We start from the raw sequence: 14611 nt of genomic DNA on the forward strand, positions 1-14611 counted from the left end.
CAAGGAGATACTGCACATGTCACGCGCACGGATCACCCTCGACCGCGACTTCACCATCGGCGAAGTACCCCGCCGCCTGTTCGGCTCCTTCGTGGAGCACATGGGCCGCTGCGTCTACACCGGCATCTACGAGCCGGGCCACCCGGAGGCTGATGAGAACGGCTTCCGCCAGGACGTGCTCAAGCTCGTCAAGGAGCTCGGCGCCACCGTCATCCGGTACCCCGGCGGCAACTTCGTCTCCGGCTACAACTGGGAAGACGGCATCGGCCCGCGGGAGAACCGTCCCCGCCGGCTGGACGGCGCCTGGCACACCGTGGAGACCAACGCGTTCGGCCTGCACGAATTCGTGGACTGGTCCCGCCAGGCCGGCACGGAAATCATGGAAGCCATCAACCTGGGCACCAGGGGAGTGGATGCAGCCCGCGAGATCGTGGAATACGCCAACCACCCCGGCGGCACCTACTGGTCAGACCTCCGCGCCAAGAATGGCCACAAGGATCCTTTCGACATCAAGCTCTGGTGCCTGGGCAACGAGATGGACGGGCCGTGGCAGATCGGCCACAAGACCGCTGAGGAATACGGCCGCCTGGCTCAGGAAGCCGCCAAGGCCATGCGCTTCGTGGACCCTGACATCGAACTGGTGGCCTGCGGAAGTTCCAGCTCCGGCATGCCGACGTTCGGCGATTGGGAGCAGACTGTCCTGACGCACACTTATGACGAGGTGGACTACGTCTCCCTCCACGCCTACTACCAGGAGAACGACGGCGACGTCGGCAGCTTCCTCGCCAGCGCAGTGGACACCGACTACTTCATCGAGTCCGTGATCGCCACCGCTGACGCCGTGCGTGCGAAGGGCAAACACAAAAAGCACATCAACCTGTCCTTCGATGAGTGGAACGTTTGGTACCAGCGCGGTCTGGACACGGAGGACCAGCCGCACAACGTCGCCAAGGCGGGCTGGCGCGAGCACCCCCGGGTCATCGAGGACAAGTACAACGTGACAGACGCCGTGGTGGTGGGAACCCTGCTGAACTCGCTGCTCCGCCATGGCGACCGCGTCAAGATCGCCAACCAGGCTCAGCTGGTCAACGTCATTGCACCGATCTTCAGCGAGGAAAACGGACCGGCATGGAAGCAGACCATCTTCCACCCGTTCGCCCGCATGGCGGAGCTGGCCAAGGGCCAGATCCTGCGGCTGTCTGTTGACTCGGACAAGTACGAGAATGCCCGCTTCGGCGGCACCGACCTGGTGGACGTCAGTGCAACGTGGAACGAGGAAACGGGTCGCGTGGCACTGTTCTTCGCGAACCGCGGCCTTGAGGAAGCTGCCGACGTCGAGGTCGCCCTGCGCGGGTTCGACGCCCGCCGGGTGGTCCGTGCCGAGGTCCTGGAAATCCCGGAAGGCGGGGACCGTTTCACGGCCAACACCCAAAGCCGTCAGGACCAGGTGGGGCTCAAGCCGCTGGAAGGCGCGAAGGCGAGCGGCTCCGAGCTCCGGTTGACGCTGCCGGCGCTGTCCTGGGCCGTGATCGAGCTGGACGTCGTCAAGAACTGACTCTTGCCGCACCAGTTATGAGCGGACGACGGCGGGACCTCCCGCCGTCGTCCGCTCTGCCAGTTTCTGGGCTAGGTGCTTAGGTCCCAGTGCACCCGGATTGCCTCGGCAATTGGGCCGGCGGCGACGTCGACCCGGAAAGCAACGGGCGCGGTCCCGGTCTCTTCGATGACCGAGTCACGGTACACACGGCCGCATGAGGGACACAGCGTGTAGAGATCCTCATCCGCAGGCCATTCCGCCAGCTCCGCGGGGACCGGAGTGTTCTCTCCGTTGTGGACGGGGACGCCTTGTGAGTTGGCCTGAATCAACCCGTCCTTGCTGACGGTGTTGCCGCACACGCAGACGATGGTGGTGACATCATGGCCGATAACATCGGCGGTTTCAGTGTCCATGATGACCTCCCGGCGCTGGAAGAGACGTGCTGATATCAGCTTATGCCTGCTGATCCGTGCGGGCGCCCGGGAATTGGATAACGTCACCCAGGCGGCGGGCATCCTGGTGTTTCCAGCCCGGAGAATGCAGGGTGGGTGGTCAGTCAGCGAACCGTAGCCCTTGAGCCTGGAGCGCGGCTTCCAGAATCCGGACAGCCTTGGGCCCCACGCCGTGCATGGCGAGCAATTGGCTGCGGCTGCAGGCAGCAACTTGAGCCAAAGTGCTAATGCCTGCCTCGAGCAGGGCGCTGTTCGCCGGGCGTCCGATCGGCGGAAGGTCGCCGATCTGCGCAGGAGTATCACGTGTGCTCATGCTGGCATGGTATCGAAATCACGCCATAACGCTGTGGCCTGATCCTCTCCTCCCTCAAAACCCGCGGACGTAGGCGAGCGGCCGTAGCCATATGGTCCAAACGACGCCTCCTGTTCACCGTCCCGAAACCGTTGGCGCAACGCCCGTTCTCCGGCAGCAGGAAGTCTTTTCACGCACCGCCGCCCAGCGCCTCCATCGCCTGGGAAATGAACCGACCCTGCTGTACCAAGGAGAACCCCGTGTTCCTGAAAAGCGCCGTCACAGCCCTCGTAGCCCTCACCTCCCTGACCGGAATCGCCGCCCCGCCGGCCGCAAATCCCGCCAATGCGCCGTCGTCCGTGGTCCTCGGACAGCCGCTGGCCGCAGCCCATGCCCACAACGACTATGAGCACGACCGACCCCTGTTCGACGCCCTGGAGCACGGCTTCACCAGCGTCGAAGCCGACGTGTGGCTGGTGGACGGCGAACTGCTGGTGGCCCACGACCTCGAGGACGCCAAGCCCGGAGTAACGCTCGAGAGCCTCTACCTCGATCCCCTGGACGAGCTGGTGCGGAACCAGGGCCACAGCGTTTACCCGCACTGGGACGGCAGCCTGCAGCTCCTGATCGACATCAAGAGTGAGGGCGAGGCCACCTACGCCGCCATCGAGCAGGAACTGGCCGAGCACCGGGACATCATGAGCCGCTACAGCAACGGCACCACCAAAACCGGGCCCGTCACCGCCGTCATCAGCGGAAACCGCCCCTTGGCCACCATGCAGGCGCAGGAAAAGCGGTTCGGCTTCTATGACGGACGCTCCGCCGACCTCACCTCCGGCATGCCTGCCGGGCTGATGCCGCTGATCAGCGACAACTGGACCAAGCTCTTCACCTGGCAGGGCGTGGGCCCCATGCCCGAGGCAGAACGCACCAAGCTCCACGCATACGTGACAGAGGCACACGCCCAGGGCTACCGGGTCCGCTTCTGGGCCACCCCTGACCAGCCCGGCGCCGCACGCGAAGCTGTCTGGAACGAACTCTTCGACGCCGGCGTGGACCACATCAACACCGACGACCTTGAGGCGCTGGAACAGTTCCTCGCCGCCCGCACGCTCTAAAGCCGCCCCCACTCAGCAGACACAGGAACACCACCATGCCTTCAAAGACCGTGAAAACGACGACGGCGGCGGCCGTCCTGGCGCTCGGCCTCCTTGCGTCCCAGCCCGCCATCGCAGCCAATAACACCTCTGACAGCCAGGCTTTCACCTTTGGCGTCATCGGCGACATTCCCTACGGCGCCGCCGAAATCGCCAAGTTCCCGTCCCGCATCCAGGACATCAACGGCGACAGGGCGCTGAAGTTCGTCACCCATGTGGGCGACATCAAGAACGGCTCCTCGGTGTGCTCAGATGAGTACTTCGCCGACATCCGCTCACAGTTCGACACTTTCGAGCACCCGCTGGTCTTCACCCCGGGCGACAACGAGTGGGTGGACTGCCACCGCACTAACAACGGCGCCTACAACCCGCTGGAACGGCTGGACAAGCTGCGGGACGTCTTCTTCGACGAGCCCGGCAAGACCCTGGGCGCAACCATGCCGGTCAAGACGCAAGAGAAGCTTGGGCTTCCGGAAAATGTCCGCTTCACCCAGAACCGCGTGGCCTTCTCCGTGGTGAACGTCCAGGGCAGCAACAACTCGCTGCTTCCATGGAGCGGCCTGGGCGAAACCACACCCACGCCCGAGCAGCTGGCCGAAGTTGAGCACCGGACGGATGCCGTCCTGGGCCAGATACGTGACACGTTCACCGACGCCGAGCGCCGCAACGACCGCGCCGTGGTGCTGATGACGCAGGCCGACATGTTTGATCCGTCGCTGCTCGCCGCGGCCGCTGCCAACCCGGAAACAGTCTCCGGGTTCCGGGAGATCGTTGCGGCCATCATTGAAGAGACCAACCGCTTTGACCGCCCGGTCTATCTCATCAACGGCGACAGCCACGTCTTTGCCGAGAACCAGCCGCTGGCGGAAGGCTCACCATGGCTGGAGGTCTACGGCCAGCCCGCCGCGGATGACCTGCAGCGCATCACCGTGGACGGATCGGCCAACGCCACCAACTACGTCAGGTTCACGGTGGTCGGCAACAGCAGCGACAGCGATGATGTCCTGAGCTGGGAGAAGGTCCCCTTCAGCCAGTAGGCACCAAACGGAAGCGGACGACGGCGGGAGCCTCCCGCCGTCGTCCGCTTCCCTTCCCTCGTGTCTTTAACCTGCTCATGGGCCTCGGACTCCCACTTCGGTCCCTTGGCAATTGGGGGAGCGGGTTTGATCTCCGCGATGACTGTGACGGCTTCGGCGGCGTGGCTGCTTCCGTGTTCCGTGTCCGGGGAAACGACCGCCACGAGGCTTAATTCCATCGCCGGCGGCGCTGGCGCGTCGGCTGAATTTTCGTCGGGTGGAACGACTTGGAGAGCGTGGGCCGCACGCACGGGCCGCGACAATTCGTCGGGGAGCTGGACATGTGGGTCCACAACACCAAAAGCCGCCTGTTTCAACAGCCACTGGATTGTCGGCAACCATGGCTGGACGGCCTCCCTGCTCACACCCGGGGCATCGACGGTCCTCGCCGCGGAGATGGCCTCCAGATCGGCGATGCGCGGAACAAGGTGACCCTGCCCAGCTGCCTCAGTCGCCCACTGAGACAGCACCTGCAGACGCGCCTGATACTTGATGTCTGTCATTTTCCCCCATTTGAATTCAATCCCTACTGGAAATTGACTTCGTGTGAATGCCTTCCGGCAAGAGCCGTCCTGCTTTTGAGATTCGCCAATTAGACGAGACCATACACGGCCGCCTTGTCCGGCTCCGCCCGCGCCACGGCTTCGCCATCACCTCGATTCCGGCTAGGATCGCTCTCGAACCCGCCTGATCGGCATGGTCCGCGTCCTCGCCCCCACCAACTTCACATGTACGCACGGAACTGGCGCACGGCCGGAGTCGTTGGGACCTGAGAACTCGAGTATTCAAACTAGCTGGAGGTTGAGAAAATTATGGGATTGAGCTTGCAGAAGGGCCAGTCGCTGTCGCTGACCAAAAAAGACGGCGGATCGCTCACTAAGACCAAGATGGGGCTGGGCTGGGACTCGGCGGCCCCGGTCAAGAAGGGCTTTTTCGGAAAGGCCAAGTCGGTGGAGGTCGACCTCGATGCGTCGGCCATTTTCTTCGACGCGGCTGGCAAGTCGCTGGATCAGGTCTGGTACAACCAGCTGCAGAGCAAAGACGGCTCCACGCGTCATACCGGGGACAACCTGACGGGCGACGGCGACGGCGATGACGAGACCATCCTGGTCAATTTGGAGCTCGTCTCCCCGGCAGTGGCACACATCGTCTTCGTTATCAGCAGCTACACCGGCCAGACCTTCGACCAGGTGCAGAATGCCTTCTGCCGGCTGGTGGACGACTCCACGCCAGGAAGCCCGGAAATTGCCAAGTACCAGCTGACCGACTCGGGGACCCATTCGGCCATGATCATGTCCAAAGTATCCCGTGACGGCGCGGGCTGGACCTTTAAGGCCATCGGGGAGCGGGCCCAGGGCCGCTCGGTCGCGGATCTGATCGCACCAGCTGCCGCCGTCCTCTAGTCGTTCGAGGCTCCCTTCTGCCGTGTGCTGAACCAGGACACGGATCAGGAAGTGGTCCGCTACGATTTGAGCGAGGACGCGGCACCTGAAACGTCGATGATTTGCGCCGAGATTTACCGCAACCGTGCCGAATGGAAGTTCCGGGCGGTTGGCCAAGGCTATGCCACGGGCCTCCACGGCATCGCCACCGATTTCGGCATTTCGCTGGACTAGTTCGCAAGATCGATTCAACACGAAGGAATGGTACAAACATGGCAGGACTAACCCTTACCAAAGGCAGCAATCTGTCCCTGACGAAGAGCGCACCAGGCCTGACGAAGGCTGTGGTCGGGCTGGGCTGGGACCCGCGTACGACGACGGGAGAACCTTTCGACCTCGACGCCTCCGCCCTCCTGGTGGCGGCCGACGGCAAGGTCCGGTCCTCCGCGGACTTCATTTTCTACAACCAGCCCGCTGCCGCGGACGGCTCCGTCAGCCACCTGGGGGATAACCGGTCCGGCGAAGGCGCCGGCGACGACGAACAGATTCTGATCGATCTCTCCCTGGTTGCTGCCGACGTCGAGCGTGTTGTCATCGTGGTCTCCATCGACCAGGGTGAAACGCGCGGCCAGAACTTCGGCCAGGTGCGCAGCGCCTACTGCCGGGTGGTCAACCAGATCGATGAGAAGGAAATCGTCCGCTACGACCTGAGCGAGGACGCGGCGCCCGAAACGTCGATGATTTTCGCCGAGGTCTACCGCAACAACGGGGACTGGAAGTTCAAGGCCGTCGGACAGGGATACGCCACCGGACTCGCCGGCATCGCCAAGGACTTCGGCGTCGACCTTAGCTGATTAGTGTCCCGGACTGATTAGAGTCCGGACTGACTACTTCGGCTCCGCATCGTTTCCACCTGAGGTGGTGTCCCGGCCAATCGAAACCGGGACACCATCGACCTCTTGAAAAGGCAGCATCATGAATTCTCCGTTGACTCCCCCCGACGCCGCAGAGGCTTCATTGGTGCTTCAGGCTCCGGACGCCCCTGCCATAGTTCAGCCCGAAGACGCTCCCGGCATGGTGCCGGTCCCCGACGAACGACGGGCCGAGATCAATAGGCAGGCCAGGGAGTTCGTGGCCGGTCTGGCCCAACTGGACGCGCGCAGCCCGGAGTTCTCCGCGCAGGTCGATGGCATCAATAAGATCGGCAGCGCCGAGATCACAGCGTCCAGCAACTCCTCCAGCAGGCTGCTGGAGCGTTCCTCGACGTCCATGGCCGGCGCCAAGAAGTCCGGGAACAGCGCTCAGGTGGCGGTCGCCAACACCCTGGGTGAGCTGCGGAGCACGGTGGAGGAGCTCACTCCCAACCAGGCCAACATGAGCGTTGGCAAGAAGATCCTGGGCTTCATCCCCGGCGGCAACAAGCTGGCCAAGTACTTCCAGAAGTACGAGTCGGCGCAGACCCAGCTGAACCAGATCATCAAGGCCCTGATGACGGGCCAGGACGAGCTGCTCAAGGACAATGCCAGCCTGGCCAACGAAAAAGTCCAGCTCTGGGAAACGATGCAGGCGTTGAGCGAATATGCCGTCTTCGCCAAGGCACTGGATGCCGCCTGCATGGAGAAGATCGACTCCACCCGCGCCGCCGGGCAGATTACCGAGGCGCAAAAGATGGAGGCGGACGTCCTGTTCCCCGTGCGTCAGCGCCACCAGGACATCCTGACCCAGCTCGCCGTCTCGGTGCAGGGGTACCTGGCGATGGACCTGATCCGCAAGAACAACGTTGAACTGATCAAGGGTGTGGAGCGGGCGCGGACCACCACCATCTCGGCCCTGCGCACGGCGGTGATCGTGGCCCAGGCCCTGGCCAACCAGAAGATGGTCCTGGACCAGATCGACGCCGTCAATACCACCACCAACAACATGATCTTGAGCACCAGCGAAATGCTCAAGGACCAGACTTCCCGAATCCACCAGCAGGCGTCCAGCTCCGGGGTCAGCGTGGAGACGCTGCAGAAGGCCTTCGACAATGTGTTCGCCACGATGGATGCCATCGACACCTTCCGGTCGGAGGCGGCCAAGAACATGGAGAGCACCGTCGGGGCCCTCGAAGCCAGCGTGCTGAAGGCCAAGCCGTACCTGGAACGCGCGCGGCAGGGCAAGACAGACTAAGTGACGGCGGAAAGCAGCAGGCGGTAACGCAGTGATTGGTAAGTTCATCGGCTCCCTGTTCGGCGGCGCCCCCGTGCCGGGCATCACCGAACAGGCTCCCGAGCCAACGGCCGACGCCGAGATGGCGCAGACCGCCGGATCCCTGGACAACCTGCGCAGCGCCATCCGGCGGGCCGGCGCTGAGCTGCCGACGTCGGTGTCCTCGCAGTTGCGCCAAATCGACGATGTGCTGCGCCCGCTGGTGAGCCATATGGTCGAGCAGGGGGCTTCGATGGAGCAGCAGGTGCTGTTGAATTCCATCGTCTGCAGCTACATCCCGGATCCCCTGCGCACTTATCTGGCGCTCCCGGACAGTGCCAGGACTGAGGAATCCGGGCCGACGCGGCTGCTGGCGGAACAGTTCGCCACGCTCGAGGAAATAGCTCGTGACCTGGCCAACCAGGTGCGGATCGGTGCCATTGCCGAGCTGTCCACCCACGGCCGGTTCCTCGAGGATAAGTTCGCGCCGTCCAGCCTTCGTCTGGAAGGCCGCTGATGGGCAATCTTGTGGCCGGGGCCAACGCCGCGCTGACGGCCGAGAACCCGGGACTGAGCAAGATCCTGGTCGGCTTGGGCTGGCAGTCCATTCCCAGCCGGGGGCCCCAGTCCGAGCTGGTTCCGCTGGCGATCATGTGCGACGCCGGCGGCCGTGCCGTCTCGAACGATCACCTGGTGTTTTTCAACCAGATCGCCAGCCCGGAGGGCTCGGTGGCCTTCGCCGGCACCGAGGACCAGGAGCAGATCGACGTCGACCTGTCCCTGGTGCCGGCCGGCGTCGCCAAGATTACGTTCATTGTCTACGTGGACCCCGATCTCCGCGGGCCCGGCACCTTCTCCGCCATCCGCAACCAGTACATCCGGGTGGCTACCGCACAGAATCAGGAGCTCGTGCGCTTCGATATTCCCCAGTCCCCGCAGGACAACATCACCGCCATGATGTTCGGCGAACTGTACCGCCACCGCGAAGACTGGAAGTTCCGGGCCCTGGGCCAGGGCTACACGACTGGCCTGCGCGGCGTGGCAGCCGACTTCCGGTTCGATGTCTAGGCGATGGCACTGAACAGGTCCAGCACCCGCACGGACATCACGTACCTCAGCCGCCGGGTCAAGCCGGCCGCCCGCGCTGAAACATCCGCCCCGGCGACAGCGCCGCCGTCGTCTCCGGTGTCCCCTGCGGCCGTGACGTCGCTGTCCCTAAGCCGATCGTCCGCGCCCACATCGCCAGCACCAGCCACGTCAGCGGCGACCCCATGGGCCGGAGCCCGGCCGGCAGCCGAGACCCGGCCCACCAGGCTCTTTCCGGCTCCCGGGATCGGCGAGACGAGGCTGCTCAACGCCCAGACACCGATGATCCGCCTCGACCGGCGCCAGTCGGCGATTGGCAGCCTGCTGGTGACGGGGGCAACCTCGGCGGCATGGGAAAGCCCAGAACGCGTGACCGGGGCAATGACCGTGGACGGCGCCGTCTCCGGCACTTCCATCAAGTGCTCGGGAAACCGCCCGCTTGTGGGCTACATGGACGGGACCGCCGTCGTGGCACTTCGGCATATCCGCGAGCTGCGCCGGGCGCTTTTTATCGGACAGCCTTCGGCCCCGCTGACCGTGGAGATCTTCGACGGCGGCACCGTGACGCTGCCCGCGGCCAGCGGGGAGCTCAGATACATCCTGTCCCTGACCGCGATCGATGGAGTCATCGAGCTGCGCGCCGAACCGGTGCCGGCCCGCGCCGACGCCGCCGAGCTCTGGCAGGAATTCGGCTTTTCCATGACCACCAACGCTGCCGCCTGTCGGCAGGGACACTGACGGGACGGCATGCGCCATTTCAGTTTTCTTAGCGACGAGAATGCCTCGCGCCTTTTCCACATCGCTCCGCAGGAGCTGAGCCTGGGCTCGGCGCCAGCGGTGCTGGCCGTGGCCTTGGGCGCCACGCTCTACACTCCGGCGGACCGCCCGAACCTGGCTCAGGATATCCGCAAACAGGCTGCCCGCGGCTGCCTGAGCATGGTGATCTGCCTCGAGGATTCCATCGCCGATGATGCGGTGGACTCTGCAGAGACCAACGTCGTGAACACGCTGACCCGGCTGCATGCCGGTTCCGCCGGGCCGCGCCGCGGGAGCGGCATCGGCAGCGACGACGACAGGAGTGGCGACAGCGGCAGCGACGCTGTCGGCGCCTTCCACTCCGACGAGGGGCCGTTGCTGTTTCTCCGGGTCCGCACGCCGGAACAGATGCTGAGCCTGGCAAGCCGCTGCGGTAAGGCACTGGACCTGCTGGTGGGTTTTGTCATTCCGAAGTTCGAGAATGAGACCGGCCAGGCCCAGCGGTTCCTGGATGCCCTGCATACCATCAACGCTTCACGCGGGGGCGGCCGCAGGCTGCGGATCATGCCCATCATGGAATCTCCGCTCGTGATCCACGGCGAGACCCGGGCCAGGACTTTGTCCGGTATCTGCGACGTGCTGCAAGCCAACAAGGAGGATGTCCTGGCCGTCCGCGTGGGCGCCACGGACATGTCCAGTGCTTTCGGCCTGCGCCGCTCCCGGGACCTGACCATCTATGACGTCAAGGTGGTGGCCTCCGTGATCGGGGACATCGTGAATATGCTGGGCCGGCCGGACAACGGATTCGTGATCTCCGGCCCGGTCTGGGAGCACTACAGCAACAGCGAGCGGGTGCTGCGCCCCCTGCTGCGGCGCACTCCCTTCGCCGACGCAAATGAGATGCCGCTGCGCGATCGGATTCTGACGGCCAACCTCGACGGGCTGATCCGCGAAATCGAACTGGACCTGGCCAACGGGCTGCTGGGCAAGACGGTCATCCACCCCACCCATGTCCCGCTGGTCCATGCCATGTGCGTCGTCAGCCACGAGGAATACGTGGACGCGCTGGAGATCGCCGGCAAGAACGGCGGCGGCGCCTCGGCCTCGCCGTACGGCAACAAGATGAATGAGATGAAGCCCCATCAGGCCTGGGCCGGCCAGACGCTGCTGCGTGCCGCAGCGTTTGGTGTTGCCGCCGAGAACATCACTTACGTTGACCTTCTGGAAGCGAGCATGAATTGAGCCAGGACATCTGGACCGGCGGTTTTGTGCGGGACGCCCTCGGCGTCGGCATCACGACGGACCACTCCGCGAGCCTGCTGCCGGTCGAGGACCTCGTGGGACTGGCACTGCGCCGCAACCCCAAGCGGGCCCACCTGCTGGTGTCCCGGGTGCTCGGCAAACACGTCCCCTCTGAACCCGGGCTGATCATAGCCGCCGGTGAGTTGCTGGGAGTGCTCGTCGGCGAGGCTCTGTCCGATACCCCGGAATCCGTATCCGTCACTCCGACCATTGCGGCCGGGCTCGCCGCGCTCCTGCGCGGGGAAACGCACGACGGCGGCCGGCGGGCCGCGTTGCAGAGCCTCCGTCTGCAGCTCGCCGGGTTGAAGACCCGCAACCCGCAGATCATTACCATCGGCTACGCGGAGACGGCCACCGGCCTGGGACGGCTTGTGGCTGACACGATCGGCTCGTATTACATCCATTCCTCCCGGCACGCCCCGGCGGGCGCCGCCGCCTACGGGTCCTTCGAGGAATCACATTCGCACGCCACCTCACACCGGCTGCTCCCCACGGATCCGCGGCGCCTGAACGCCCCTGAACCGGTGGTGCTGGTCGACGACGAACTCAGCACCGGGGCCACGATCATCAACACCATCACCGAACTCCACGCCTTGGCTCCCCATCCCAGCTACACGGTGGCTGCGCTCGTGGACCTGCGGACACCGGGGGACCGGGCCCGGTTCGACGAACTCGCGGAGCGGCTCGGGACCCGCATCCGGGTGGTGGCTCTGGGCACGGGGCAGATCACCCTGGGCGCGGACATTCTCCAGCGTGCCGAGGAGGTGGTGGCGGCACTGCCGCAGGCGCCGGCAACCCCCGATTCGGCACCCGGAACGGTGACCTTCCTCAAGCCCGCGGCAGACGGCGCAGCTGTCCGCAGCGACCGGTTCGGCAACGGCGGCGCCCCCGCGGCGGCCACCCTGGCCGGCATCGCGGAATCGATCCACCGGATGCTTCCGCAGGCGGCTGCCGCGGAGTCCGTTCTGGTCCTGGGCAGCGAGGAGTTCATCCACGTGCCCCTGGCCGTGGCCGATGCACTGGACCGGCTGAATCCGGACCGCGGCGTCCGGTTCTCCACCACCACCCGCTCGCCCATCGTCGCCCTGGACCGCCCGGACTACGCCATCACCGGCACGGTGCGGTTCACCAGCCATGACGTCACCGTGGACGGCCCCGGTGTGCGCTTCGCCCACAATGTTTCCCCCGCCGGCCGCAGATTCGGCACGATCGTCCTGATGCCCGAACCTGGAACCCCCGCGGAGGTTCTCTCGGGTCCCGGCAGCGTGACGGAGGGGCTCAGCGCCGTCTGCAGCGTCGTCGTCGTCGTCCTCCTGCCCGCCTCACCCATCCTCCCGGCGCCGCTGGCCGGACCGGCGTTCGGTTCCTACGCGCCCGAGGAAGTCACCTGGCTGCTCAAGGACATCGGTGATGCCGCGCTGGAAGCGCCAGCGGCCGATCGTGAAGCCGCGATGCAATCGGGCAGGGCGAACTATGCCGAGTCCCTGCCGATCGAATATTCGCCCTCGCAGCAGTACCAGCAGCTGTACCGGGACGCCTTGAAACGCTCCGCCGCGCGCGTCGCGCAGGCCGTGGGCACCGTGACCGAGATGGCGCTGGCCGCGCGCCGGAACCGGCCTGTGTTGGTTTCCCTGGCCAGGGCCGGCACACCGGTCGGCATCCTGATGCGCCGCTGGGCCCAGCAGATCCACGGCATCGACCTTCCCCACTACACGATGAGCATCGTGCGCGGCGTCGGGCCGGACCAGACGGCCCTGCGATACCTGGCCGCCCACCATGACCCGGAGCAGATCCTCTTTGTGGACGGCTGGACCGGAAAGGGCGCGATCACCCGCGAGCTCTCGGCCGGCCTCGACCGCTTCGCCGAAACCGACGGTGTTGCCTTCCCCAAGGACCTCGCCGTGCTCGCCGATCCCGGGCACTGCGCCGCCATGTACGGCACGCGCGAGGACTACCTCATACCCTCCGCCTGCCTGAACTCGACGGTGTCCGGGCTCGTGTCCCGCACGGTCTTCAACACGGAGTTCATCGGCCCCGACGACTTCCACGGGGCCAAGTTTTACCACCAGCTGCGCGGTGACGACGTCTCGCGGGAGTTCTTGGCCGCCGTCTCTGGCCATTTCCCAACCGTCGAACCGTTCGCCCGGGCAGAAGCCGGGGCGCTGCTGGCCGCGGACCGGACGCCCACCTGGGCCGGCAGGCTCGCCGTGGAAAGCCTCGGCCGGGAACACGGGATCGACGACCTGAACCTCATCAAACCCGGAGTCGGCGAGACAACACGCGTGCTGCTGCGCAGGGTGCCGTGGAAGATCCTGGTGCGTCCTGATGCCGCGCCCGAGATAGCCCACATCCTGCTGCTGGCTCAGCAGCGCGATGTACCGGTGCTGGAGGTGCCGCACCTGCCCTTCAGCTGCGTGGGGCTCATCGATCCGACGTTCAGCGGGGTATCCGGCGCCGATGGAGTCACTGCGGCGGCCGCCCTGTGAATTCCGTCCTGCTGGCCTCGGACCTTGACCGGACCCTCATCTACTCCGCGAAGGCCTTCTTTCTGGACGTCCCCGACCACCTGGCACCGGACATGGTGGTTGCGGAGCTCCACGAGGGGGTGCCGATCTCGTTTATGACCCGCACCGCCGAGCGGCTGCTGCTCGAACTGACCCGGACAACCATCTTCGTCCCAGTGACCACCCGGACCGAGGCCCAGTACCGGCGGGTCCGGCTGCCCGGTGCCGTGCCTGAATACGCGGTCACCACCAACGGCGGTGTCCTGCTCAAGAACGGCGAGCCGGACATCGAGTGGCAGACCACAGTCGGGCAACGGGTCTCGGAGGGCTCGGCGCCGCTGGCCGTCATCGAGGAATTTTTGTCCCGGGAGGCCTACCGGTCCTGGATTCTCCGGCTGCGCCAGGCCGAAGAGCTCTTCCTCTACGCCATCGTGGACCGGGAGCTCATGCCCGCGGAATTCGTGCGGGAGCTGGACGCATGGTGTGCCTCGCTCGGCTGGACGGTGTCCGTCCAGGGCCGCAAGCTCTACTGTGTGCCGCACGCGGTGACGAAGAACAGCGCCGTCGCAGAAGTCGCCCGGCGGACTGGGGCCTCCCGGGTGATCGCCGCCGGGGATTCGCTGCTGGACGGGCCGATGCTGGCCGAAGCTGACGTCGCCTTCCGTCCCTCCCACGGAGAACTCGCCGACGTCGACTTCCGCAGGGATCACCTGCGCGTCACCGATGCCCGCGGCATCCTGGCAGGCGAAGAAATCTCCCGACGCATACATGCGCTGGTCCAGCGCTGAGCACACGTCTACAGGCGGCCACCTGCCCAGCCTTGGCCTGACCAGGAACTCGGCCGTGATGTACGGGCCCAAGGGCCTGCGCTTCAATGCAG

The 14611-nt window shown here is 65.4% G+C and carries 17 protein-coding genes; 13 read left to right on the forward strand and 4 right to left on the reverse strand.

From position 1 onward, the window contains the following. Positions 1-16 precede the first annotated feature (16 nt). Positions 17-1555: an arabinosylfuranosidase ArfA gene (gene arfA / locus NG697_RS16220; protein WP_252600404.1), complete on the forward strand. Its 1539-nt coding sequence runs from the start codon at positions 17-19 to the stop codon at positions 1553-1555. Between the two features lie 71 nt (positions 1556-1626). Here arfA and NG697_RS16225 read toward each other — a convergent pair whose 3' ends face one another. Together NG697_RS16225 and NG697_RS16230 are read right to left on the reverse strand one after the other, a co-directional pair. After that, positions 1627-1950 carry a hypothetical protein gene (locus tag NG697_RS16225; protein WP_252600406.1) on the reverse strand — a complete coding sequence of 108 codons (324 nt, stop codon included), beginning with the start codon at positions 1948-1950 and terminating at the stop codon, positions 1627-1629. Between the two features lie 139 nt (positions 1951-2089). Continuing rightward, the gene (locus tag NG697_RS16230) at positions 2090-2302 is read right to left on the reverse strand and encodes a helix-hairpin-helix domain-containing protein (protein ID WP_252600407.1); all 213 of its coding nucleotides are present in this window, start codon (positions 2300-2302) and stop codon (positions 2090-2092) included. A 239-nt stretch (positions 2303-2541) separates the two neighbouring features. Between NG697_RS16230 and NG697_RS16235 the strand changes: the two genes are divergently transcribed. Both NG697_RS16235 and NG697_RS16240 read left to right on the forward strand, forming a co-directional pair. After that, entirely contained in the window at positions 2542-3399 is an 858-nt protein-coding gene (locus NG697_RS16235) for a phosphatidylinositol-specific phospholipase C/glycerophosphodiester phosphodiesterase family protein (RefSeq protein WP_252611025.1), read from the forward strand. A gap of 35 nt (positions 3400-3434) precedes the next feature. Beyond that, entirely contained in the window at positions 3435-4475 is a 1041-nt protein-coding gene (locus NG697_RS16240) for a metallophosphoesterase family protein (RefSeq protein WP_252614666.1), read from the forward strand. On the opposite strand, the gene NG697_RS16245 is transcribed toward NG697_RS16240, so the two are convergent. Then, positions 4394-5017 (reverse strand): hypothetical protein, encoded by a 624-nt coding sequence (locus tag NG697_RS16245; protein WP_252614667.1) that lies wholly within the window; start codon positions 5015-5017, stop codon positions 4394-4396. The genes NG697_RS16240 and NG697_RS16245 overlap by 82 nt on opposite strands. A gap of 309 nt (positions 5018-5326) precedes the next feature. On the opposite strand from NG697_RS16245, the gene NG697_RS16250 reads away from it, so the two are divergent. From NG697_RS16250 to NG697_RS16275, 6 genes are all read left to right on the forward strand, one after another. Next, complete coding sequence (locus tag NG697_RS16250) at positions 5327-5917, forward strand: TerD family protein (RefSeq protein WP_252568464.1); 591 nt, start codon at positions 5327-5329, stop codon at positions 5915-5917. Positions 5918-5941: 24 nt separating this feature from the next. Further along, positions 5942-6130, forward strand: coding sequence for a TerD family protein (locus NG697_RS16255; RefSeq protein WP_374208695.1), 189 nt, complete (start codon positions 5942-5944; stop codon positions 6128-6130). 38 nt (positions 6131-6168) lie between these two features. After that, a complete protein-coding gene (locus NG697_RS16260) occupies positions 6169-6750 on the forward strand; it encodes a TerD family protein (RefSeq protein WP_252568463.1) in 582 nt (193 codons plus the stop codon). Positions 6751-6871: 121 nt separating this feature from the next. Further along, positions 6872-8065 carry a toxic anion resistance protein gene (locus NG697_RS16265; RefSeq protein ID WP_252600439.1) on the forward strand — a complete coding sequence of 398 codons (1194 nt, stop codon included), beginning with the start codon at positions 6872-6874 and terminating at the stop codon, positions 8063-8065. A 31-nt stretch (positions 8066-8096) separates the two neighbouring features. After that, positions 8097-8600, forward strand: a complete 504-nt coding sequence (locus NG697_RS16270) for a hypothetical protein (protein ID WP_252568461.1) — start codon at positions 8097-8099, stop codon at positions 8598-8600. Beyond that, positions 8600-9151: a TerD family protein gene (locus NG697_RS16275; RefSeq protein ID WP_252575924.1), complete on the forward strand. Its 552-nt coding sequence runs from the start codon at positions 8600-8602 to the stop codon at positions 9149-9151. Before NG697_RS16270 ends, NG697_RS16275 begins: the two co-directional genes overlap by 1 nt. Here the strand turns inward: NG697_RS16275 and NG697_RS16280 are convergent. Then, complete coding sequence (locus NG697_RS16280; RefSeq protein ID WP_252568459.1) at positions 9148-9438, reverse strand: hypothetical protein; 291 nt, start codon at positions 9436-9438, stop codon at positions 9148-9150. The genes NG697_RS16275 and NG697_RS16280 overlap by 4 nt on opposite strands. 13 nt (positions 9439-9451) lie before the next feature. Between NG697_RS16280 and NG697_RS16285 the strand changes: the two genes are divergently transcribed. The 4 genes from NG697_RS16285 to NG697_RS16300 are packed head-to-tail and all read left to right on the forward strand — an operon-like array spanning position 9452 to position 14519. Next, entirely contained in the window at positions 9452-9907 is a 456-nt protein-coding gene (locus tag NG697_RS16285) for a hypothetical protein (RefSeq protein ID WP_252614668.1), read from the forward strand. A gap of 9 nt (positions 9908-9916) precedes the next feature. Then, a complete protein-coding gene (locus tag NG697_RS16290; protein WP_252600442.1) occupies positions 9917-11167 on the forward strand; it encodes an HpcH/HpaI aldolase/citrate lyase family protein in 1251 nt (416 codons plus the stop codon). Continuing rightward, positions 11164-13713, forward strand: a complete 2550-nt coding sequence (locus NG697_RS16295) for a phosphoribosyltransferase domain-containing protein (RefSeq protein WP_252614669.1) — start codon at positions 11164-11166, stop codon at positions 13711-13713. Before NG697_RS16290 ends, NG697_RS16295 begins: the two co-directional genes overlap by 4 nt. After that, complete coding sequence (locus NG697_RS16300) at positions 13710-14519, forward strand: HAD family hydrolase (RefSeq protein WP_252568455.1); 810 nt, start codon at positions 13710-13712, stop codon at positions 14517-14519. The genes NG697_RS16295 and NG697_RS16300 overlap by 4 nt, the downstream gene beginning before the upstream one ends. The last annotated feature ends 92 nt before the right edge of the window (positions 14520-14611 follow it).

The sequence above is a fragment of the Pseudarthrobacter raffinosi genome (genome assembly GCF_023913835.1).
Taxonomy (GTDB): domain Bacteria; phylum Actinomycetota; class Actinomycetes; order Actinomycetales; family Micrococcaceae; genus Arthrobacter; species Arthrobacter raffinosi.